General features: G+C 55.7%; 18 protein-coding genes and 1 tRNA gene. 12 read left to right on the top strand and 7 right to left on the bottom strand.

The window, feature by feature from the left end:
* The first annotated feature begins 27 nt into the window (after positions 1-27).
* On the top strand, positions 28-945 hold the full coding sequence (uvsE, locus tag GN112_RS15595) for a UV DNA damage repair endonuclease UvsE (protein ID WP_155311058.1): 918 nt from the start codon (positions 28-30) through the stop codon (positions 943-945).
* Positions 946-990: 45 nt separating this feature from the next.
* Here the strand turns inward: uvsE and GN112_RS15590 are convergent, their stop codons facing one another.
* From GN112_RS15590 to GN112_RS15580, 3 genes are all read right to left on the bottom strand, one after another.
* Positions 991-5,439 (bottom strand): acyl-CoA dehydratase activase, encoded by a 4,449-nt coding sequence (locus tag GN112_RS15590; RefSeq protein WP_155311057.1) that lies wholly within the window; start codon positions 5,437-5,439, stop codon positions 991-993.
* A 144-nt stretch (positions 5,440-5,583) separates the two neighbouring features.
* Positions 5,584-6,279, bottom strand: a complete 696-nt coding sequence (locus GN112_RS15585) for a GntR family transcriptional regulator (protein ID WP_155311056.1) — start codon at positions 6,277-6,279, stop codon at positions 5,584-5,586.
* A 450-nt stretch (positions 6,280-6,729) separates the two neighbouring features.
* Entirely contained in the window at positions 6,730-7,476 is a 747-nt protein-coding gene (locus GN112_RS15580; RefSeq protein WP_155311055.1) for a DUF6125 family protein, read from the bottom strand.
* A gap of 335 nt (positions 7,477-7,811) precedes the next feature.
* Between GN112_RS15580 and GN112_RS15575 the strand changes: the two genes are divergently transcribed.
* The 9 genes from GN112_RS15575 (at position 7,812) to GN112_RS15535 (ending at position 16,059) form a co-directional block, all read left to right on the top strand.
* Positions 7,812-8,615: an MlaE family ABC transporter permease gene (locus GN112_RS15575; RefSeq protein ID WP_155311054.1), complete on the top strand. Its 804-nt coding sequence runs from the start codon at positions 7,812-7,814 to the stop codon at positions 8,613-8,615.
* A gap of 7 nt (positions 8,616-8,622) precedes the next feature.
* Complete coding sequence (locus GN112_RS15570; RefSeq protein ID WP_155311053.1) at positions 8,623-9,393, top strand: ABC transporter ATP-binding protein; 771 nt, start codon at positions 8,623-8,625, stop codon at positions 9,391-9,393.
* A gap of 43 nt (positions 9,394-9,436) precedes the next feature.
* Positions 9,437-9,889: an outer membrane lipid asymmetry maintenance protein MlaD gene (gene mlaD / locus GN112_RS15565; RefSeq protein WP_155311052.1), complete on the top strand. Its 453-nt coding sequence runs from the start codon at positions 9,437-9,439 to the stop codon at positions 9,887-9,889.
* Positions 9,890-10,156: 267 nt separating this feature from the next.
* The gene (locus GN112_RS15560; RefSeq protein WP_155311051.1) at positions 10,157-10,786 is read left to right on the top strand and encodes an MlaC/ttg2D family ABC transporter substrate-binding protein; all 630 of its coding nucleotides are present in this window, start codon (positions 10,157-10,159) and stop codon (positions 10,784-10,786) included.
* Positions 10,787-10,807: 21 nt separating this feature from the next.
* Positions 10,808-11,650, top strand: a complete 843-nt coding sequence (locus GN112_RS15555; RefSeq protein WP_162458957.1) for an MlaA family lipoprotein — start codon at positions 10,808-10,810, stop codon at positions 11,648-11,650.
* Between the two features lie 75 nt (positions 11,651-11,725).
* Positions 11,726-13,525 (top strand): ExeA family protein, encoded by a 1,800-nt coding sequence (locus GN112_RS15550; protein ID WP_155311049.1) that lies wholly within the window; start codon positions 11,726-11,728, stop codon positions 13,523-13,525.
* Between the two features lie 67 nt (positions 13,526-13,592).
* On the top strand, positions 13,593-14,348 hold the full coding sequence (locus tag GN112_RS15545; RefSeq protein ID WP_155311048.1) for a general secretion pathway protein GspB: 756 nt from the start codon (positions 13,593-13,595) through the stop codon (positions 14,346-14,348).
* A 184-nt stretch (positions 14,349-14,532) separates the two neighbouring features.
* Positions 14,533-15,849: a M23 family metallopeptidase gene (locus GN112_RS15540; protein WP_162458956.1), complete on the top strand. Its 1,317-nt coding sequence runs from the start codon at positions 14,533-14,535 to the stop codon at positions 15,847-15,849.
* A gap of 134 nt (positions 15,850-15,983) precedes the next feature.
* Positions 15,984-16,059 (top strand) — tRNA-Ala (locus GN112_RS15535).
* 293 nt (positions 16,060-16,352) lie between these two features.
* Here the strand turns inward: GN112_RS15535 and GN112_RS15530 are convergent.
* Both GN112_RS15530 and GN112_RS15525 read right to left on the bottom strand, forming a co-directional pair.
* Positions 16,353-18,254 (bottom strand): hypothetical protein, encoded by a 1,902-nt coding sequence (locus tag GN112_RS15530; protein ID WP_155311046.1) that lies wholly within the window; start codon positions 18,252-18,254, stop codon positions 16,353-16,355.
* A 115-nt stretch (positions 18,255-18,369) separates the two neighbouring features.
* Positions 18,370-18,771, bottom strand: coding sequence for a hypothetical protein (locus tag GN112_RS15525; protein ID WP_155311045.1), 402 nt, complete (start codon positions 18,769-18,771; stop codon positions 18,370-18,372).
* Positions 18,772-19,230: 459 nt separating this feature from the next.
* Here GN112_RS15525 and GN112_RS15520 point away from each other — a divergent pair, with 459 nt between their 5' ends.
* Both GN112_RS15520 and GN112_RS15515 read left to right on the top strand, forming a co-directional pair.
* Positions 19,231-19,569, top strand: coding sequence for a helix-turn-helix domain-containing protein (locus tag GN112_RS15520; protein WP_155311044.1), 339 nt, complete (start codon positions 19,231-19,233; stop codon positions 19,567-19,569).
* Positions 19,559-20,347: a type II toxin-antitoxin system HipA family toxin gene (locus GN112_RS15515; protein ID WP_197743333.1), complete on the top strand. Its 789-nt coding sequence runs from the start codon at positions 19,559-19,561 to the stop codon at positions 20,345-20,347. The genes GN112_RS15520 and GN112_RS15515 overlap by 11 nt, the downstream gene beginning before the upstream one ends.
* Before the next feature lie 341 nt (positions 20,348-20,688).
* On the opposite strand, the gene GN112_RS15510 is transcribed toward GN112_RS15515, so the two are convergent.
* Positions 20,689-21,417, bottom strand: coding sequence for an ABC transporter permease (locus GN112_RS15510; RefSeq protein WP_197743332.1), 729 nt, complete (start codon positions 21,415-21,417; stop codon positions 20,689-20,691).
* Positions 21,418-21,543: 126 nt separating this feature from the next.
* On the bottom strand, positions 21,544-22,371 hold the full coding sequence (locus GN112_RS15505; protein ID WP_269434917.1) for a quaternary amine ABC transporter ATP-binding protein: 828 nt from the start codon (positions 22,369-22,371) through the stop codon (positions 21,544-21,546).
* Between the last annotated feature and the right edge of the window lie 9 nt (positions 22,372-22,380).

The following is a 22,380-nucleotide window of genomic DNA, read 5'->3' as shown; positions in this document are numbered from 1 at the left end:
GCGGTTTCAAGGAGGAGGCAAAACCAGATGATCCGGCTCGGCTTATGCTGCATCTTTCGAAAGGCACCCATCAAATTCCGGCGCACCACGGCCAAACACCTGTTGTTGTTAGATAGAGGGGATCAACGGCGCCGCCTGGCATCCATCTGCATGCACAACGCCGATGCCCTCTACCGCGCCCTTGAATTTTGCCATGCGAGGGGTATCGGGGCGTTTCGGATCAACAGCCAGATCCTGCCGCTCAAAACCCACCCCCAGGCCGGATATACGCTGCAGGAGCTACCGGGAGGCGACGACATCATCGCCCGTTTCAAGCAGTGTGGGCATTTCGTTCGTCACAACGGTCTTCGCACCAGTTTCCATCCGGATCAGTTCATCGTGCTCACTTCGCCGGACTCCGGTGTGGTCGAGCGCTCACTGGCCGATCTGGCCTACCATGCCGAAGTGGCCGAATGGGTGGCGGCAGACGTGATCAACATCCATGGTGGCGGTGGCTATGGTGAGAAACCCGCCGCCCTGGAACGGTTGACCCGTGTAATCGAGGGGCTTCCCCCGGCGATCAGGAGCCGCCTGACCCTGGAAAACGATGACCGGGTCTACACGCCGGCGGATCTGCTGCCGGTTTGCCGGGCCACCGGTATCCCGCTGGTCTACGATTTGCACCATCATCGCTGCCTGCCCGACGGGGAAGGTGTCGAAACGACCACCGCAGCAGCGCTGGCCACCTGGGACAGGGAGCCCCTGATGCATCTTTCCAGCCCGCTGAACGGCTGGCAGCAGCCCCCTTTCCGGCCCCACCACGATTACATCGATCCGGCGGATTTTCCCGATTGCTGGCGGGATCTTGACCTCACCCTGGAGGTGGAAGCCAAAGCCAAAGAGCTGGCCGTCCTGAAGCTGCGACGCTGGATGGCTGACGCCGGGATCGCCTTTGCGGGCCGTTGAGCCTGATCGTTTTGCCGGACCGCCGGTCGTTTGGCACCGAAGCGATCAATCGCCTGGTGACGCGCCCCGCATGCGCGCGTGCAGGCGTCCGGCCTGCAGGCAGAACGCTTCCAGTTTGGCGGTGATGATCTGGGGAAAAGGCGATCCGTCGCTCTCGATGGCCAGAAACGGCAGACTGCCCATGCCGGTGAGGATTTCATGCAAACGGCTGCCGTTGGCAGCGGCGAGTTTGTCCGCGGGGGTCATGATCTCGCTCAGGATCGATTCGGCCAGGCGATTGGGCATGCAGCCGAAGGGGCCGATGGCAATCACCCCGCAGGCCCGGGTGGCCACTTCCTTCAGGGCACTGCCCACGGTCAGGATCGCCTCGCCATGGTGATCGGGATCGAGATGGGGCTGTGCATGGCGGATAACATCGGGGAGATCGACGACCGGGCTGTAAACCAGGCCGCTGCGGGCCAGCCGGTGGTGAATGTCGACCTCGATGGCAGCCATGGCCCGGTTTTTGACGCGAAGGCCCCATTTTTCCAGCCATCCCGGCCGGCCGCGGGAAGATCGCCCCGTGGCCACCAGCCAGTCCGTATAGTACAGCCACTCCGCCACCGGTGCACACACGCAGGCGAATCCCATCTGCGCCAGGCGCTCGGTGATGAACTGCCGGGAGATACCATCGCGACGGACAAAGATCTCCCCCACCAGGGCGATGACCGGTACTGAGGCGACCGGCTGCCTCAGGGCGATGGCCCGCAGCTGCCCTGCGGCCTCGTCCAGCTGCCGGTGGACGGTGCTGGCGTGGCCGGATGCCAGGGCCTGCACCAGACCGGTCCATTGGGTTTCGAAACATTGCCGGGCCCGGTCGGGCTGGGCGGCGTTGGTCAGGAGCATGCTGCGGATATCCTCCATCACATCGCTGATCACCACCGACTGCCATCCCCGGCGATGGACGCGGCGGCTGACCCCGCCGTAGCCGTCCGTCGAGTCGAGGGAGAAGAGGGCCACGTTGCCGATTTGCCGCCGGCGGATCAGATCCTCCATGAAAATGCGGTATTGCCCGAACCGGCAGGGACCGCCGCCGGTGGCCATAAAATAGACCAACACATCGTCCGGCGGACGGTTTGCTTCAAGATGGGTCAGCAGGCTGCCGGTGGTCAGCTGCAGCGGCAGGCACTCCTTGCACGAGGTGTTGGCGCGGCCTTTTTTGAGTACGGCAGCATCGGCCGGTGGCGCCGCCGTGCTGCGGATGCCTTCCCCGGCAAACGCGGCGGCCAGGGCTTCGGAGGCGATCCGGCCCATGGACGGAAAGAGCAGGTGGACCCTGGGATCGGTCAGCGGAAGCCAATTGCCGTCTGATGTGGTGACGCCGGGCTGTCCGTTTTGCGATTGGCAGCGGGCCGGCCGGAACGGAAGATCGGATGGGGTTGTCGATTTCGCCGGTCGGGAACCGCGGGACTGCAGGTGACGCCAGGCAGCCACCACATCCAGAAAGGCCTCGATGCGCGTTTCCAGGCCGGCATCGGCCGTGTGACTGTCCAACTCCAGGGTTAGTGAGGGTTTGGCGCCCATGATGTCACGAAAATAGCCGACGATGAAAGAGTCCGGACCGCAGGAGAAGTTGGTGATGAAAGCGCCGAACAGCTGGGGGTGCGCGGCCACCCGCCGGGCGGCCTGAAGGATGCGCTGGCCCATGCCCCAGTACATATGACGTTTGGCCGGCCAGCCCGCAAGGGGCAGGCTGTCTAGCGGCAGGACCCGGATGCCCCGTGAGGCCAGCTTGCGCGGGATCCCCATGTTGGCGTCATCGGTCCAGGCATTGTATGGCCGCCCGAAAATGACCACGGCGATACGCCGGGGGTCGTCGGCCAGTTCATCCAGAGTCTGTTGGCCGATTCGGCGATTGCGTTCGGTGCAGCGATCCTGGATCGCGACGGCACGGTCGAACGCCTGCCGGGCCCTGCGGACCGAAAAGCCCATTTTTCGCGCGCTCGCCACCATCGGTTCCCGGGCGCCGTCCAGCCCGGCAGCCATGTCCAGCACCGGCGACAATACCCGCTGGCGGTCGATGCCGGTCTGCTTCAACTGGTTCCGGAAAGTGGTTTGCAGAAAATAGGATTCGCCCTGCACAAAGGGGCAGAGGACCGCGCGGGACGCTCCACCCTTGGCCGGCACTGCCTTGAAATGGGGCAGGAACAGGAAGTCCGGCGGCATGTCCGTATCGATCAGGCGATGGAAATAGCCATGGGCCAGCTCGGCAGGATAGCAGAAGGCGGCTCCCCGTTGGGCGATGCCTTGGTCTGAGAGCCGGTCGGGCACCCGGACATCGGCACCCAGGCCATTAAAAAAGGCGGCGTAAAGGGGAAAATAGGTGTGAAACAGAAAGCTGCGGTTGATGCCTACCGTCGGTGCGGGGTGGTCTGGCGATGATTCCGGACGAGGTGGCCGTTCGGGATGCCGGAAGATCATCTGACGTTGTTTGACCCGGTCCAGGGCGTCGACATCCACCCGGATGCGCCGGTGCAGGTTGTAATAGCGGTTGCAGGCTCCGCCAAAGGGAATCCGGCGGCCCTCGACGTGCACCACGCTGATCTCGCAACCCCGGTCACAGCCACTGCGGCCGCCCCGGCAGATGAAACGCCGGCCATGGGTTGCCTGACGATGCTCGAGAGTGTGCAAATCATAGCGGGACGGCGTCAGGCGGCCGTCGGCCAGGCGTGCGTCGACCTCCAGGGCCACGCCAAAGGCACCCATAAGACCTGGCTCAGGGGGCACCACAATGGCTCTTCCCACCAGGGCGGCCATAGCCATGGGTACGGCCCGGTTGTAGCAGACGCCCCCCTGCATGAAAATTCGCCGGCCCATGGGCCGGTTGCCTTTGACCCGGTTGGCATAGTTCATACAGATGGAGTAGACCAGTCCGGCAACGATCGACTCACGACCAATATCCTCATGGATGGCGGTTTTGATGTCCGAAGCGATAAATGCCGCACACTGATCATTGAAATTGGGCGGCGCACTGCCCTTGAGGGCCACCTCGGCGATATCCGCCATGGCGATACCCAGGGTTTCACGGGCCGACTCCTCCAGAAAGCTGCCCGTACCGGCCGAGCAGGCCTCGTTCATGGCATAATCCGAAGCCACGCCGGCGGTGATGTGGGTGTATTTGGCATCCTGGCCGCCGATTTCAAAGATCGTCTCCACGGACGGGTCGAAGTGCACCGCTGCCGTGGCATGGGCGACGATTTCGTTGATCACCGCATCGGTTCCGGCGTGCAGACCGGCAATCTGCCGGCCACTGCCGCACACCCCCAGTCCGACAATGGGCACCTCGCCCGGGTCCGCGGTCAGGCGGAGCTGCTGCAAAAGGGCCGCGTAGCAGGCTCTGGCGGCACCGACCGGGTCGCCGTTGGTGCGCAGGTAGATTGAGGCCAGCAGCGCCTTGTCGGCCTGTCGCAGCAGAACCGCCTTGGTGGTGGTGGAACCCACATCAAGCCCGACGATGCATCGGTCGCCGTCCCTGACCGTGTCGCGATCCATGGTTTTGAAGGTTACCTGCCCGCTGAAAGCGCCCAGCGGCTTCAGCCGTTCGAAACGCGCCGCGGTTTCGACGAACAGGGACGCTGCTCCGGAAAATCGCTGCGTGGGGTGCTCCAGAGCCCAGATCGCTGTGCCCAGGGCCTCGAAGTAGGGGGCCTCGTCGGGGACGATCAGCCCGTCGATGTGGCGCTGCAGGTGGGCAACCATCATCCGGTTGCGGGCCGTGCCGCCAACCAGCATGATATGGCGCCGGGGCACTTTTCTGAGCAGATCGAGAATTTTCTGGGCCATCATGCGGCACAGGCCGGCGGCGACCCGGGAACGGGGGATGCCCTTGTTGGTGGCGTGGGTGCAGTCAGATTTGCAGAAGACCGAGCAGCGGCCGGAAAGCGGGTACGGCGTTTCATCCCCGGACCATTGTCCGGCATCTGCCAGGGAGACGTCCATGCGGCGCAACTGCTGCAGAAAAAATTCTCCGGTACCCGACGCGCATTTGTTACCGGTGACGACGTTGACGATGCTGCCGCTGGCATCGAGGATGTAGGCCATGAATGTCTCGCCACCGGCCGAGACGATCGCCGGGCAGTCAATGCCGTCGGGTTTCAGATGGCGGTAAGCGTAATGAGCGGCTTCGGGTTCGGAAATGGAGGAAAGCCGGACACTCTCGCGAAGCCGGCGCCCGGTGACGGCCAGCCGGTCACAGGCTGCCGGGTCGAAATCGCCAAACACTTTTAACAGGGTGCGTCTGGGATCACCCTCGTGGGGGTAACAGCTGTGCCTGAGGACCTGAATGCCTGCTGCTGATCCAACGCCCGGCCGTGCAATCCAGACCACCGACACGGTGGACGCGCCCAGGCACACGCCCATGGACGTGGTTCGCACCAGTCGGGCCGGTTTGAGGGACGGGGTTTCCGGTGCCGCGTGGAAACCGTCTCTGTTACCGATGGTTGAAGGGTCGTACATACGGCAATTGGCTGGACGCGTTGCTGGTTGATGGACGGTTTGGGATCGGCTGCCGGCCCGTGCGGGATCGGTTGGCCAGCGGGATTTCATTCAACCATAATAAGGCGATTTCTGTCAATGTGTTGGTTACGGTGCGACCGGCAATCAGAATCCGGTCTTTACCTTTTCCCGGGTCAGGCGCTCAAGGCCGTTGAGAACATGTTTTTTTACATTTCTGATGTGCTTGGAGAGGACCGTTTTTGCGCCGGCCAGATTGCCTTCACGAATATGGGCAAACAGTTCCTTGTGGGCCATATCGGCTTTGTCCATGGATGTTGAAAAAAGGATGTTGCCACCGTACTTGAGATACAGCCGGTCAAACAGGAGGCGCAGGATCTGCTGCTGAACCTGGTTGCCGGAGAGCGAGGCCAGGGTCAGATGAAACTCCATGTCCTTGAGCAGACGATCGTGCAGATAAACCTCGCGGGAGGCTTTCAGGTGGGCGTCCAGCGACGATTCGAGCATTTTGATCGCCGTCTTGTCCATGTTCTGCATGGTTCGGGCGAGAAGGGCCAGCTCGATCTGTTCCCGAAATTCGTAAATTTCCTCCACCTCCTGGGTGCTGATCGGTTCGGTATAATACCCGCGGTGGCGTTCATGACGAACAAGCCCCTGAAACTCAAGCCATTTCAGCGCCTGAATGACCGGCGTCTGGCTCATTCCCAAGCGCTCAGCCAGATCCCGGTAGGCGATTTTCTGCCCCGGTGCGATTTCGTTATGGAAAAGCATCTGCCGGATGCCCTGGTATGCCTTACGGGTGTGACCGGTATCGGACTTGGCGGTTGGTTTCGCGGTGGCCATTGTTTTTCTTCCTGTCCAATAGAAACAAGGCGACGGGGTTGTCGGGCAGCCCCGAGATTTCATATACAAAATATTTGATCAAATTTGTGATTAAATAAAAGTGTCAAAAAAGTCAATACCGGTCCCCCGGAACCACAGGGTAAATTTGTTCTATTTGTAACCCATTGATTTTACATGCCTGTGAAATATAAAGCGAATCTATCATTTCAGTGAGTTAGCATTAGAACAGATTCACTCTTCCCGGAGCCAGGTGGACGGCATTTATCGGTCTGCGGATTTCAGGGATGAGCACGATCATGGCTCGCAGGATGTTGCAGGAAGGTTGGCGCGGCCTTTTTCAATCGTCTGTCGATGGGACAGGGGGATTTTCGCGGCGCAGTATCACTCCGGGCCCACCCGGAACCCGACCGCGTTGCCGGTTTCCGGGTGAACATTCTTCGGGAAGGGGTCCTATTTTTTCAACGAAAACCGCCAGGCGCAGTACCACTCATCCGGGTGGGCGTCCGGGGGACAGCCGATGCATTCGGTTTCGATCCGCGGATCAATGGACTGTGCAAAATAGGTGTATTCGACCAGTCCTCCGGACTTGCAGGGGTAATCATCCAGGTTCTTGTTTTTGCGGGCGGCCTGAACCCGGCAGTCGTTCATCCGGAAAATGAAGGCGTCAGGGCCATCATCTTCAAAAGACTGCACGTTGATGCGGGCATAAACACGAAAGTTGAGGGCTTTTTTCAGCCCTTCCAGGCCCGGCCGGTCACCGAGGTCCAGGAACCGACGGACGGACCATGCCTCGAACGGCGAAAAGTGCGCCCAGCTGGAGTCGTTGCAGCGCTTGGCATCGTTCATACCGTTGGTGAATTCAACCGACTGAAACCACACCCCGTCATTGGCCAGCCAGTTGATGGCCGCCCCATCGAGAAGGGCCGACAGATCCTTTTTTTCCATGTTCAAGAGCGGTGTGGGGATACCATCCTGCAGGTCGAAACCCAGGATTTTTCCCAGGCGCTTGAGTTGGATGCCGATGCTTCGTTCCGATGCGGTGGATAGGCATTCCAGGGCTTTTTCAGGCCCCATCTGGTGGCGGATTTCGGTGAACCAGAGGGCGTAATGGACGATGGTACGATGCAGGACATCCATCACCAGGCGGGCAGTCTGGGTCTGGTCAAGGTCATCGATGGTCGCAACAGGTTTGGCCATGGAAATCTCCTTTGGTCGGGTGTTAAGGCAACGATGGCAATCATCGTAGGCAAAGCATAAGGTGAAGTCAAGGGGGGCGAACAAAAGCTCAAAATTCGGTGTGCATGGACCACGGCCGATCCTCATGGGGCCATCATGCCAATAGGGCGGCAACGGATTACCGGAACTCGGCGATTTCCATCTGTGCTTTACTTTGTCCGCGACTTCAGCTATTTCTATTAACCATTGCATACGAACCGAACCGGTTGACAATTTTAGGCTTTTTGTTAATGCCCCTGTCCTGACAGGCATTTTAAGGCACTTTCCTTTTTTCTGCAAAGCGCGGTGACGATGTGATGGCGCAGCTTCCGACAATCGAAACGTTCCTGGCTGGATTGGGCCGCATGGCCATTGCCCCCGTTCAGGAACTGGGGCGGGTGGCAATTTTCTTTTTCCGTGGTGTCCTGCATCTTTTTTCCGTTCCCATCCAGGCCGAAAAAATTATCGATCAGGTCTATTTCATCGGCATGAAATCGGTCTTCGTGGTCTGCCTCACCGGAGCCTTCACCGGAATGGTACTGGGGCTGCAGGGATACTATACCCTGGTCAAGTTCGGCTCCGAAGGCGTGCTGGGGGCCGCCGTGGCCCTGAGCCTGATTCGGGAAATGGGGCCGGTGCTGACCGCGATCATGGTGGTGGCCCGGGCCGGATCGGCCATGGCAGCCGAGATCGGCATCATGCGTATCTCCGAGCAAATCGATGCCCTGGAAACCATGGACATCAATCCGGTGCGTTTCCTGTTCAGCCCCCGCCTGGGAGCCGCCCTGATCAGCTTTCCCTTTCTGACGGCCATTTTCGATGTGGTGGGAATTATCGGAGGCTATCTGACCGGATCGCTGCTGCTGGGCATCAATTCGGGGCTCTATTTCAGCCGAGTCGAATCCAGTGTGCTGATGGAAGATATCAACGGCGGTTTCATCAAGGCCTTCTGTTTTGCCGCCATCGTGGCCACTATCTGTTGCTTTCAGGGTTACACCACCCATTTGCGCAAAGAGGGGTTTGGCGCCAAAGGGGTCAGTCTTTCCACCACATCGGCGGTGGTGATCTCTTGCGTGATGATTCTGGTGGCCGACTATGTACTGACCTCGTTTCTGCTGTGAGAGAATCATGACCGAACCGCTGATCGAATTTGAGGGGGTATTCAAGAGCTTTGGCGACAATGCCGTGTTAAAAGGGGTCGACCTGTCCATTTATCGGGGGGAGGTGACCACCATTATCGGTAAAAGCGGAATCGGCAAAAGCGTCCTGCTCAAGCACATCATCGGCCTGTTGGCACCGGATGCCGGCGAGATTCGGTTCGAGGGCCGCGCCATCCACCAGATGGCGCCTGCCGAGCGCAAGGCCGTGAAAATGAAATTCAGCTACATGTTTCAGGGAAACGCCCTGTTCGATTCCATGACCGTCTATGAAAATGTGGCTCTGCCACTGAAGGAAAAGGGCCGGGTGCCGTTTCACGAAATCGAGGAGCGGGTCCACGAAAAGTTGACCCAACTGGACCTGGCCGGCATCGAGGCACGCTATCCGTCGCAGCTTTCCGGGGGCATGAAAAAGCGGGTGGCCATGGCGCGGGCCCTGGTGACCGACCCGGAAATCGTGCTCTTTGACGAACCGACCACGGGACTGGACCCCATTCGTAAAAATGCGGCCCACGCCATGATTGTCCAATACCAGAAAACATACGGATTTACCGGAGTGATGGTCAGCCATGAAATTCCTGATGTATTCTACATTTCCCAGCGAATCGCCATGCTGGACCAGGGCCGGATTATTTTCCAGGGCGGGCCGGAAGAGATCCAGGAAAGCCGCGAACCGGTGATTCGTCAGTTTATCCGGGGCCAGGTTCCCGAAAACTTGCAAAGCGCGCTAAACGAACTGTAGGCAGAACGATCGTTCCGCATTCAGGATCGGTCGCGGAGGAAAGATGAAAAAGACATCGGTTGAGACATCGGTTGGGATATTTGTGCTCATCGGCCTGCTCTGTGTGGCCTACATGGCCATCAAGCTTGGCAAAATGGAGTGGTTCGGCGATGATTACTATATGCTTGACGCACGTTTCGACTCGGTATCGGGGCTGAAACCCGGTGCCCAGGTAGACATGGCCGGTGTGGAGATCGGTCAGGTGGCGGGTATTGATCTTGACAATGAGCGGCAAGTGGCCATCGTTCGCATGAAAATCAGGAAAGGGATCATCCTTACCGATGACGTCATTGCTTCGGTGAAGACCTCCGGCCTGATCGGCGATAAGTACATCAAAATGACGCCGGGAGGGTCGGACCGGGTGCTCAAATCCGGAGACATGATCATCGAAACCGAGTCGGCATTGGACATTGAGGAGTTGGTGAGCAAATATGTCTTCGGCGATGCGGGGAACTGATGCCCTCGTGAATGGCTAACGATCCTGAATAAGGCGATATTTTTTTTCGTGTCTAAAGATGTGGACAGGGAGTGCCGAAGGTCAAAAAAACCAACCTTGATGGTCTCGTAAAAAATCTCCGTTCAGACGGATTCGAAAAAAGCCCGAGATCAAGGCTTGCGAATCCTGAGGAATGAGGCGTACTAATCGTACTCCGCAGTGACGAAGGATGAAGCGTAACGCCGATATCGGGCTTTTTACGAATCCGTCAACCTTCGTGGAGGAAATATGATTGCCAAAACCATTGCCAGCATTCTGACGCTTGTTTTTCTGACCGTTGTTCCGTGCATGGCTGGATCCACGGATCCCATGGAAACCATCCGGACGCCCATCGATGCTCTGATGGTGATTCTCAACGATCCCCAGTACAAGGAACCGGGAACCAAAGCGGCCCAGCGGGATGAGATCTGGAAAATCGTCAAGCCCATGTTCGATTTCGTCGAGATCTCCAAACGGACCGTGGCCCGCAACTGGAGAGATTTCAGCGATGCGGAAAAAACCGCCTTCACCGATGTCTTCGCCCAGTTTCTGGCCAATACCTATATCGATAAAATCCAGGGCGAGTACCACAATGAAAAAATCGTTTACCTCAATCAGGATTTCTACTCGGACGCCTATGCGGAAGTCAAAACGCAGGTGTTGAGAGAAACCGCTGAAATCCCGGTCAACTACCGTATGTTTAAGGATGGTGCCGACCTGTGGAAAGTGTACGACATCATCGTGGAGGGCGTCAGCCTGGTCAAGAATTATCGCACCCAGTTTGCCAGCATCCTGAAAAAGGACAAGCCGGCGGCCCTTATCCAGATGCTCAACGAGAAGCTGGCCCAACAGAATCAGCGCTTGGCGGAAAACGGGTAATTTGAACGGATGAGGCAAACGATGAAAATGAAAAACCAACTGCCATTGTTGGCTCTGCTGCTCTGCATACTGGGGCATGGTCTTACCTGGGCCGCCTCCCCGGCGACCTTGGCCGCTCCCACGGGTGACGAAAGCGCGGCGGAAGCGGTTCCCTTTGACCCCTTTGACCCCTTTGATCCGTTTGACGATTCGACAAATGACCCTTTTGCCGGGGATGATGACGCCGTCCAGTCGGTGGCCGATCCCATCGTCGGGTTCAATCGGGCGATGTTCGCTTTCAATGACAAATTGTACTTCTGGGTTCTGAAGCCGGTCGCCATCGGTTACCGCACTGTGTTTCCCACGCCGGTACGGCTGGGGGTGAAGAACTTTTTCTACAATCTGCTGACGCCGGTGCGCTTCGTTAACTGCCTGCTTCAGGGAAAAGACGAGGCGGCCAAGGGTGAGTTCATCCGGTTTATGGTCAACACCACCTATGGGGTAGGGGGGCTGTTCAATCCGGCCAAAAACTATCCGGGACTAACTCCCCCTGCGGAGGATTTCGGCCAGACCCTGGGGCTCTACCATGCCGGCAATGGATTTTACATTGTCTGGCCACTGTTCGGGCCTTCCACCCTGCGCGACACCGTGGGAAGCGTGGGCGATTGGGCACTGAACCCCCTCACCTTCATAAAGTTGATCCAGGTGGATGCCGGAGAATTGACCACAACCACGACCGGTGCGGCGGTGTTCGGGCTCCGGACCGTCAACGACACTTCTTTTCATATTGGTGATTACGAAGCATTGAAAAATGCGGCCCTGGATCCTTACGAGGCCTTTCGCAATGCATATATTCAGAATCGTAACAGCAGGATCGCCCAATAGGGCAAAGGGCTGATAAAAACAGCTATCGAACCCCCGACGGGCGGATCCTCCAGCCCGAATAAGCTGGCAATATTCATGTACAATCGCTTTTTCGGTTTCAAAGAACGCCCTTTCAAGCTAGTACCCAACCCGGCGTACCTTTATCTCTCGCGGGTCCATGAAGAGGTGCTGGCGCATCTCAATTACGCCGTTGGGTACGGGGAGGGCTTTGTCGAAATCACCGGTGAGGTGGGGACCGGCAAGACCACCCTGTGCCGCATGTTCCTGGAAAACCTGGACGCGGATACCGAGGCGGCCTACATCTTCAATCCCAAACTGGACGCCCTGCAGCTGCTCAAAGCGGTCAATGACGAATTCGGCATCGATTCGGACGCCGGATCGACAAAACAGCTCATCGACCGGCTCAACGCCTTTCTATTGGATAAAAAAACCCAGGGCAAGCGGGTCATCCTACTGATCGATGAAGCCCAGAACCTGAGCGCTGATGTGCTCGAGCAACTGCGCCTGCTCTCCAACCTCGAGACCACCACCAGCAAGCTGCTGCAAATTATTTTGGTGGGCCAGCCGGAACTGGGTGCGCTTCTGGAAACCGATGCCCTGCGGCAGCTGAATCAGCGCATTACCCTGAGTTGCCACCTGATCCCGCTGAGTACCGCAGAAACCCGGGAGTATATCCGCCACCGCCTGCATATCGCTTCGCCCAAACCGGGGCTGGCTTTCTCGGCCGCGGCGTACCGGTCGATCTTCAAATATACCGGTGGGGTGCCGCGGCTGATCAACATTGCCTGTGACCGGGCCCTGCTGACCGCCTTCACCCAGGGCAAACACCGCATTACCAACGCGATCGTCAAAACGGCCATTCGCGAACTGGACAGCAGCCGCAGCCGTTCCAAGCCACCGCAATTCCGCCGGGAGGGGCTGATTACCTCTCTCCTGGTGGTGCTGCTCCTTCTGATGGCTGGCCTGGTTGCCAGCCAGATCGTTTTCAATGGCGCCAATTTTTTTTCGATGCCGGCTGTGGTTCATCACAAAATCGATACGCCGGCGGCGGTCACCTCGCCTGCCGTGGCCCAGGCCAAACCCCCAGCACGGATCGCGCCGCAACCGGTCCAGGCTCCGCCGGAAATTCCTGTGCCGGTGGAATCACCACCGGCTCTGCCGCCTGAAACACCGCTCGAAACACTCCCGATTGCCGAACCGACCCCATTAGCGGTGCAGCCGTTTGCCGAAGTGGTCACCGGTATGGATCCGGTCGCTTCACGGACCCGCTCGCTGAGGGCGATTCTGGAAAAATGGGGCGCTCCGCAACCCCTTCAGAGCGGAGCCTTGATCGCGGCAGACAACCAGACGTTCTTTCGGATTTCAGCGGCCCACAGCGGCTTACAGGTGCTGCGGGTTACGGGCCATTTTGATCTCATTCGAAAACTGAATCTGCCGGCCATCGTTACACTGGTTCCCGAGGATCACAGACCCCGGTTTATGGCGCTGGTCCACATAGACAGTGAATCCCTCCAGCTTTCCGATGGAGAGGCGATCCATACGGTACCACCGGATGCCCTGGACGGGCTGTGGAGCGGTGTGGCCCATATTTTCTGGAAAAATTTCCACAACTATCAGGGTATCATTCCAGATACCGCGTCTGGCGAAGCGATTCTTGCCCTCAAAGTGCACCTCAAGTCTACGGGGTTTGCCATCGCGGAAATGACCCCGGCTTACGATGTAACCACCCGGGCGGCCGTGGAGACCATTCAGCATCGCAACGGCCTGGTGGTGGATGGCAAGGTCGGGTCCCAGACAAAAATCGTACTCTACAATGAGGATCCGTCCTTGAAGCCCCCGCACCTTACCGACAGTCCGGCGGGTGACGGGAACTGATGATCGTATTGACCGACAACCTTTCGCCCGATGCGGAAAACGAAGAATAAACAGGGAGCTGCCGCCTTTGAGTTCTATTCTCGATGCATTGAAAAAGGCCGAGCAGGAATCCGGCGCCACGGGAAATAGAAACGCCCCTTGGCCGGCCCTCACCGCCGCCACATCCGCTTGCCGACGGTCCTACCGGCGCTGGATGATGGTAACGGTTGTGTTTGTTCTGGTTCTGGCTTCCGGGGTTTTCTGGCAACTTCGCCGACGGTCAACCCCTGGTCCGGCGGTGGCAGTGAAAACACCCACCCAGCCAGCCAGGCGACCGGCCGAAGCGGCACAACCGGCAGCCCGACCGCTCGCGGACCATGCTCCCCCCGCTGAACCGAAGAAAACGGCCCCGGTGAAGTCGCCACTGGACAGACCGATGGACAGCCAGCCTCCCGAAGAGCCCGGGGATGTCTTGAAAAAAGAGCCACCCATCATGCCACCCCGCCAGCTATTGGAGAAACCACCACTGCCGGCCAAGGTCGGCAACCAGCCCCCATCACTGCCGGTTTCATCAGCGGCTCCCCGTGTGGACCCGCAGGAGCCTGTCCCTGAAGCGAAGACCCCATCGCCGGATGACAACGGTGACGTCAGGGTTGATCCGCGAATCGATTTGCAGGCCCTGGTGTGGGCGCCGGAGGCGTCCGAACGGTTTGTGGTCATCAACAACCGCCTGATCAAGGAGGGCGGATCCATTGACGATATTGTGGTACTGCGAATCAATCGCGATGACGTGCTGCTTTCCACCGGCACCGACCGGTGGCGCCAGGTGTTCCAGATCCGGTAATGGAAAAGATCTTGGGTCCATCCACAATGTTGGCGGTTTTGGGCCCGTCAATCCAGATGGGCCCGAAAAAGCGGTTGCTTGCGGGTAATGCTTCTGCTAAATGGCTGACATGCAAGCTAAAGTTGTTGATTCGGAATGCCGAAAGAATGCTGAGATCGCCAACCGTTCGAAAGGAACGTTGAGAATGCAATGGAAATTGAATTTGCTTGCAGGCCTGTTCTGTGCCGTGTTGTTGGGGATGTTTCTGTTTCTGTCACCCATGACCGCGGCAACATCCGGTATTCAGGATGACCCCCTTGTTCCGCAACCGCCCGCTATGGAGACCGCACCGGTGCAACCGCCGGTACAACTGGAGGTACCGGGACTCAATATCGTAAAAGGGGTGATCGAAAACCGTACCCTGTACGAAGCCCTGACGGCCTGTGATATTCCGCCCTCGGATGTCCTTGCCCTTTCACGATCATTCAAACCCGTGTTTGATTTCCGTTGTTCCAGGCCGAAGGACGCCTATCAGGCCTGCATTGACGATCGCAATCAAATCCAGAAGTTCCTTTATAAAACCGGACCGCTGGACGAATATGAGGCCATCAAAAAAGATGACGGCGGCTACCGTGTTCATAAGCGTGAAATCGCCATGGACACCAAGGTGGTCTCAACGGTTTTTACCATTGAAACCTCCCTCTACCAGGCGGTAGCCGACAGCGGTGAAACGCAGCTGATGGCCGGCATGATCGCCGACATTTTTGCGTGGGACATCGACTTTTACCTTTATCCGCGAAAAAATGACCGGATTGCGGTTGTTTATGAACGCTGTGTCAAAGACGGCCAGTTGATCAAGTACGGTCGGATTCTGGCGGCCCGGTACGAAGGAGAACGGAAAAATTTTTCCGCCTTCCTGTTTAACGATGGTCAGTTTGATGGATATTTCGACGAAAACGGCCAGCCGTTAAAAAAGATGTTTTTGCGCACACCCGTGAAATTCGGCAAGATGACCTCTGCCTATTCCATCCGCCGCTTTCATCCCATCTCCAAGCGCTATAAGGCCCACACCGGCATTGATTACGGCGCTCCCACGGGAACCGCCATTTTTGCCACCGCCAATGGCCGGGTAACCTTTTCGGGTTGGAAATCGGGCTATGGCAAACTGTTGATCATCAAGCATCCCAACGGATACCAAACCTACTACGGCCATTGCAGCCGCCTGTTGAAGAAACCGGGGCAGTTGGTGGAACAGGGGCAGGTCGTTGCCCGGGTGGGCCAGACCGGCGTGGCCACCGGCCCCCACGTGCATTACGAAGTTCGCATCAATGGCAAGCCCGTCAATCCCAATACGGTAAAGAAAAGCCGGGTCTCCCCGCTCAAACCCGAGCGGATGGCCGCGTTTAAAAAGACGATCAGGGAACGCATGCGACTGGTGAACCATGTGCTCGAGGAAAAAACCAACCTGGTCATGCAGCCCGGGGAGTCAGATGCTCTTGACTCCGCCAGAAAAAAGACCTAAACAGACACAAACGAAAGATTGATATAGTATTTAAGATAATGTTTTTGGCAAGGCCAGAGGGAGGAAGCTGTATAATCCATACCGCGACGACCGATAACGCAGCCCAAAAACATTATCTTGAATGCTATATCAATGGGGGTGTAGCTCAGCTGGGAGAGCGCAGCGTTCGCAACGCTGAGGTCAGGGGTTCGATCCCCCTCATCTCCACCAATAAAATAAAGGGGTTACAGAGAGAAAAATCTGTAACCCCTTTTGCTACCTAAAAAACGGCCTCAGGATCACCTGGGACGTTCCGTTGGTCATGGGCCCGGGAAAAACTGATGGGTGGGATACGTCACCCCCTTGACGATTATTTGGTGAAACCGGAACACCACCGAACCGTCACCTGGATTATTGGGCCGAGCCGGCCGGTGCCGGGCTGGTTTTGGTGTAGACGATTCCGGAAACGGACGATTTCAGGGTGAAAATGGTTGACTTTTAAAACTCGAATGCCGATAAATTTATCAAAATGGTAACTCAAGCTGTTTGGGTAAGAAACTATTCGTACTTGGCTGTTCATCTTCTTTTCCGACGGGCTCTCCTAAAAGCGTTTTGGCTAACAACGCCAAATCTGAAGAACTAACCCACCCGAAATCACTTCGAGAAATCTGACCCACGAGCTGCTTGATCAGTTGGGAACCAAGGTCGGAATCCCAATTCGTTTTCGGATCAAGTTGAAATGCATCTGTCATTGTTTTGAGCAGTTCTTTTGCCATCGGGCCCATTTGGTGCGGTTGTTGCCAATGATCCGTCGGTTTCAATGCTTCCAGTGCAATCAAAATGGCAAGCGAGGTGACTGAGTGCTGGTCGAAAAGATAATACCCAGCCAAACGGTTGACTCGGATCCAGTTCATATCGCCAAATTCTTGGAGGCCGATGGAGAGCGCCAGAAAATCGCGCAACGGTGGAATTTTGGTCCAGATATGGTGTTTGCATGGGTGGGATAAGTAATAACTGCTGCTCCATTTTTTGGTTTCCAGCCAGGAATTCTTTTCCTTTTCCGGCACCGGCCAGCAGGTGGGGTCGGCCACGGCCATGAGTGATTGGAAGAGCCGATTTTTGGACGGGTTGGTTGCATTTTTCTGCGCCCACACGCTCCACATGTATTCCATTTTGGGTGTCCACAAAGGAAAGGTATGCATGGGTTCCCCTGCATATCGGGACATAATGTACCATCGAAGGTCGCTTTTTGTTAGCAGCAACTTCGCCGCCGCGTTTTGTGAATCCAATCGAGAATGCGTTTCACGAAGTGCATAGCATGTCGGTGAGACTTGGAGCAGATCCAGTGCACCAGCGACAAGAGGAGCGATTTGTGTGCTTTCATTTATTCGGTCTTGGTAGTTTTCCCGAATATAGGTATCTACTTCTACGGGACGCACCATCCCTTGTTTTCTAACAAAATCTTTTATGGTATCGAGCAGGAAAGAGTTAAAATCCGGTCGTTTGTAAAAAAACTGCGATTTATCTTCGTCCGGCAATTGAAGGTGAAAAAACTCCTTTTTTTCTATATGGGAAACTTTGACGGTGTGGGCCATGATAGTATACCAGCCCAAACTGCCCAAGCGAACAAACATGTGCGGATTGTCGGTCATGGATAAAACAATATCTGCGAGAAGAGCATCGTCATCCGAATACGTTTCTACATATTCCGCGTGAATCTGTTCCAAAGGCAAAATTTGATTGGGGTGATGACAGCAAAACATCAAATGAATCCGGATTGCCCGTACAGTCCGTGCCCTAAAACGGAAATTACAGACATATCCACGGTAGGTGGAAATCTTATTTGTAGAGAGTGCTAATACTTGTTTCAACAAACGACTTTCCACGTTCATTTGTTCAACAAACTGTTGAAACGGTAACGGCATGTGAATCCGTTCCTTTTGGTCAATCACTTCTTGAATCGTTGTGATGATAACTTTCTCCGGGTATTCACTGCGATACCAGGCAATGGGGTTTTGATGGGAATGATGATCAAGCCAATTGCTGACATTGTCATATAGGCATTTTATACCGATCAACAATTCGCCCGGAAGCCCGGTTATGAATTGTCGATTTAAATCGTCCTTGTAAACGACATTGTCTTCGTTTGCCAATGTCTGCCAGATTGTGTTGTCTGCTTTTTTCACGGCCTTGACGATCCATTTTGCTACGGAGGGGTGCCGCAACCTTCGAATCGCTTTTTTTTCCATGGCAATCAGGCATTCAATGGGTTGGCCTGTTTGATTCTCCAATTCTTCGTATGGCAAGCCGGGCGTTTGTCCCCTACCGTTACGCAAAATCAATATCTGTTTGATATCCCTTTCAAGGGTATCTATAGCCCGTGATATGAGTTGCTCGGGAGTTTGGTTGTCGTATGAACGGGTCATTGAGCATCCAACATAAGAGTTTGAAAACATGGCATAGGACTTATTTTTTCAAGGCCCTTGGTCTTCCCAGACGGTGGTTACGCTGTCGATGGCGGCTTGGATCACCGCCTTCTTTTCACGCCGTAAACGAGGTGTCAGATGGACATTCGATCCAGTGAGATGAAACCGATGGCATTGACGGCCGGCATCCGCGGACTTTGCGGGCTCGCGTCCGCAGTGCGGTTCGACGATACACCGTACAGATTTCTTCTGTGCCGATGGCGCTTAATCCGTCAGATTGACGATACAACGTCCCTTGTGCTGTCGGTTCAACATCCAATCGATCCGCTGATCCAGATCTTCCAGGCGGATCTCCTCGACCATGGTTTCCGTCCTTGTAGTTCAAGGATGAGAAATGAACCCGGACCGGCACGTCACCGGCTGGCAGGTCGTCCACGCTTTTATCCTGGATTTGCCACAGGTACTGTTTGCCTTCGATTTCGGTGATGACGAGGGCTTTGAATGTTGTTGGTTTCATGAAACCTCCATGGGGGCAGGGAAACTGCGTGTCAATAGGCATTTGGATTCTGGCATGTGTTAGTGATTGAATCAAGGTCGTTGATTTCTGATCCCTCCAAAAACAAGAATTATGGGGTTGACCCGACAATTGGCTCACAGTTTATGAAGGTGTTGCCATGGCCATAGTGCAACCGATAATTTGTCAAATCAAGGAGAGGGGAGATGATCGGAACGTCTCTAAATTTCTAACTCATAGGGCAAATTCTTTATCGAACGGTTCGGACAAAGGGCCAATTCTTCCCTTGGCGTGTTCGGGATGACCAAAGGAAAAATGGTTCATATATAGGCCAGAAGGTTTTTTTATGGTTTATATGCGCTGCAAAACATTCTTGACAAATCGATGGATGTTCATTATCCGTGGTTCATATAAAGGTCATAAAAGTGCTTCATGGCCTATATACGAACCAAGGGGTAAACGATGCCAAAATCCATCCCACGCACTTATTCACGCTATAGCCGCGACGCGGTTACACTGCTTGGTGCCTTGATCCGCGAAGCACGCAAGGAGCGAAAGCTTACTGCCCAGGAATTGGCCGATCGCGCCGGTATTTCCAGGAGCATGCTGCAGCGCATTGAAAAGGGTAACCCCAAGTGCGAAATCGGCGCCGTATTTGAAGCGGCGACCGTCATTGGTGTCAGGCTGTTTGATGCCGATGAAACCACGCTGACCAGACACTTGCGCCAAACCAATGAAAAGCTGGTGCTCCTACCAAAATCCGTACGCAAGGGATCCAATTCGGTGCGTGATGACTTCTAGGGACGGAGAAGAAGCCTTCGTCTGGATCTGGCTGCCTGACGAAACCGAGCCCGTGGTGGCTGGACGTCTTGAAGCGGATAACGGCAATATTCTGTTCAACTACGGCAAAAGCTACCTGAATAGAATTGGCGACAGCAATCCCGCTATCGCGATCTATGAGCCCGAATTGCCGTTAAAGGCCGGACTTTTGCCTTTGCCCGAGGGCATGACCATGCCCGGCTGTATCCGGGATGCCGCTCCCGATGCGTGGGGCAGGCGTGTGATCATCAACAAGAAGCTGGGACTCAGGGGCGCGGATACGGATACGGATACGGACGCGCTCGATGAGCTGACCTACTTGCTCGAATCTGGATCGGACCGGATCGGTGCGCTCGACTTTCAGCGCTCTCCCTCCAACTACTTGCCGCGTACCGCTGAAAACGTCAGCCTGGAAGAGTTGATCGAATCCGCCGAACGGGTTGAAAAAGGCGAACCCCTAACACCGGAACTGGATCAGGCGTTGTTCCATGGCAGCTCCATCGGCGGTGCAAGGCCCAAGGCCTTGATTCAGGACCGGGACAAAAAATACGTGGCCAAGTTTTCATCCGGTTCTGATCTGTATAGCGTCGTCAAGGCTGAATTCATCGCCATGCGGTTGGCCGCAATGGCCCTGATGACACCGGCCTACGACATTTGCCCCCAGGGCCGTGCCGGCAACGAGGCTTCACAGGCCATGCTCATCGCTGGCAACAACAATCTAAGCCAGCTTAAAACTTGTCTGCAAACCTTCTGCCAGTAAGCCAGTTTGAACGACGTTGATCGGAAGCTTCTCTGGAGACGACAGTTCCTGAATCCATACGCGACAGAGGGAATTCGGTGACGTAGTCGATGAATCATTCAAATTTATGGCGGCCGAAGATAAATGTTTAAAAAGTAAGCATAATTAGGGCCAATATCGCAATTTTCGGGGCCAAGAAATGAATTGTAGGGGCTGTGGCGGCACCGGTATGTTGTGGTTCACCCTGGAAAATACCGGCGAAGATAGGCGTCTTCCTGGCAAATAATGGATTTGTACCGGTCTACAGATCATGGTGGGGCTGCGCTCTCTGGCAGCCACTTTCTTTATAGCATATTGATATATTAGCCTTTCTTTTGCTTAATAAAGCCCTGGGTCAACCGATCGATCACGATGGCCACCACCACAATGGCCCAACCAGCTTCAAAACCTTCACCGCCGGCAATTTTGTTCGTGGCCATGAGGACTTCCTTTCCCAGACCTCCCGCTCCGATCATGCTGGCTATCACGACCATGGACAGGGCCATCATGGTTGTCTGGTTCATCCCCGTAAGAATGGAAGGAACCGCTAAGGGGAGTTTCACCTCGCGCAACATTTGCCAGCGCGTCACGCCAAAGGCATTGGCCGCTTCAATCACCTGTACGTCGACCTGGTTGATCCCCAGGCTGGTCAATCGAACCGCGGGCGGTGTGGCATAGATCACCGTGGCAAAAACCGCAGGGACCTTGCCAAGCCCGAACAACATGATCGCCGGGAGAAGGTAGACAAATGGCGGCATCGTCTGCATGGCATCCAGCACGGGGTTCATGACTTTGGAAGCCGGTTTTGACTCCGCCATCACGATGCCAAAGGGAATTCCCAAGGCCAGTGAGATGATGACTGCAACGATCACCACGGACAAGGTCTTGAGGGTTGTTTCCCACAGGCCGAAAAGACCCACGGTCAATAACAGAAAAGCCAGTGTCAGCGCAGTCGATAAAGACTTCGTTTTTCCGTAACACAACACCACTATCAGCGCGATAATGAGCCACCACGGCAAAAATAAAAGCACCGTGTCGATGGTCAGAAGCATTTTTAACACCAGACCGTTGAAAACATCCAACAGGGGACTGACGGTCGTGTTGAGATAATCGATAAAAGCATCGATAAAAGGCCAGACATGAAAACGCCAGTTTTCAGGAAACATTTTCTTTCTCAGTCAGCAGTTATTCTTCACAAAACGGTGCACATAGTCGTTCACTGGATTTTGGACGATCTCTTCAGGTGTCCCGATCTGAACGAACATCCCGTCGCCCATGACGGCCATCCGGTTTCCCAGGCGCATGGCCTCATCAAGATCATGGGTGACAAAGAGAATGGTTTTTTTCATTTCTCTTTGCAGGCGTAATAATTCTTCCTGCATTTCCCTTCTGATCAATGGATCCAGACCGCTGAATGGTTCATCCATCAGAAGAACATCGGCATCCTGAACCAGCGCCCTGGCCAGCCCGACCCGTTGCTGCATGCCTCCCGATAAACTGGCCGGGTATTGAGACCCCCAATGCTCCAGCCCCACGGTTTTCAGCATATCTGCGGCTTTTCCCGATCTCTCTTTTTTATCGACGCCCCGAACCTTCAATCCAAAGGCAACATTGTCCAGAACCGTTCGGTGGGGCAATAAGCCAAAATGCTGAAACACCATGGCCATTTGGGTTCGGCGGAAAGCAATCAGTTGCTTCTTGTCCATGGCAGTGACGTTTTTCCCGTTCACCACAATCTCCCCTGCGTTGGGTTCCACCAGACGCAACACGCAACGGATCAGCGTGGACTTGCCGCTCCCGGACAGCCCCATAATGACGAACACTTCTCCTTCGTCCACGCTGAACGATATGTCCCGGACGGCAATGACCTGCTTTTTCCCGTGAACCAGGGATGGCTCACGGGAATACCGGTCCATTTCCGCGGGTGTTTTCCTGCGCGACAATCCGAAGGCTTTCCACAGATGGGTTATTTCAATGCGGCTGCCGGTTACGGTATCATGTTCCATGGAGGGTAA

It is taken from the genome of Desulfosarcina ovata subsp. ovata, assembly GCF_009689005.1.
Taxonomy (GTDB): domain Bacteria; phylum Desulfobacterota; class Desulfobacteria; order Desulfobacterales; family Desulfosarcinaceae; genus Desulfosarcina; species Desulfosarcina ovata.
The sequence above is the reverse complement of the archived record's forward strand: the minus strand, read 5'-3'. Positions and strand labels throughout refer to the sequence as shown.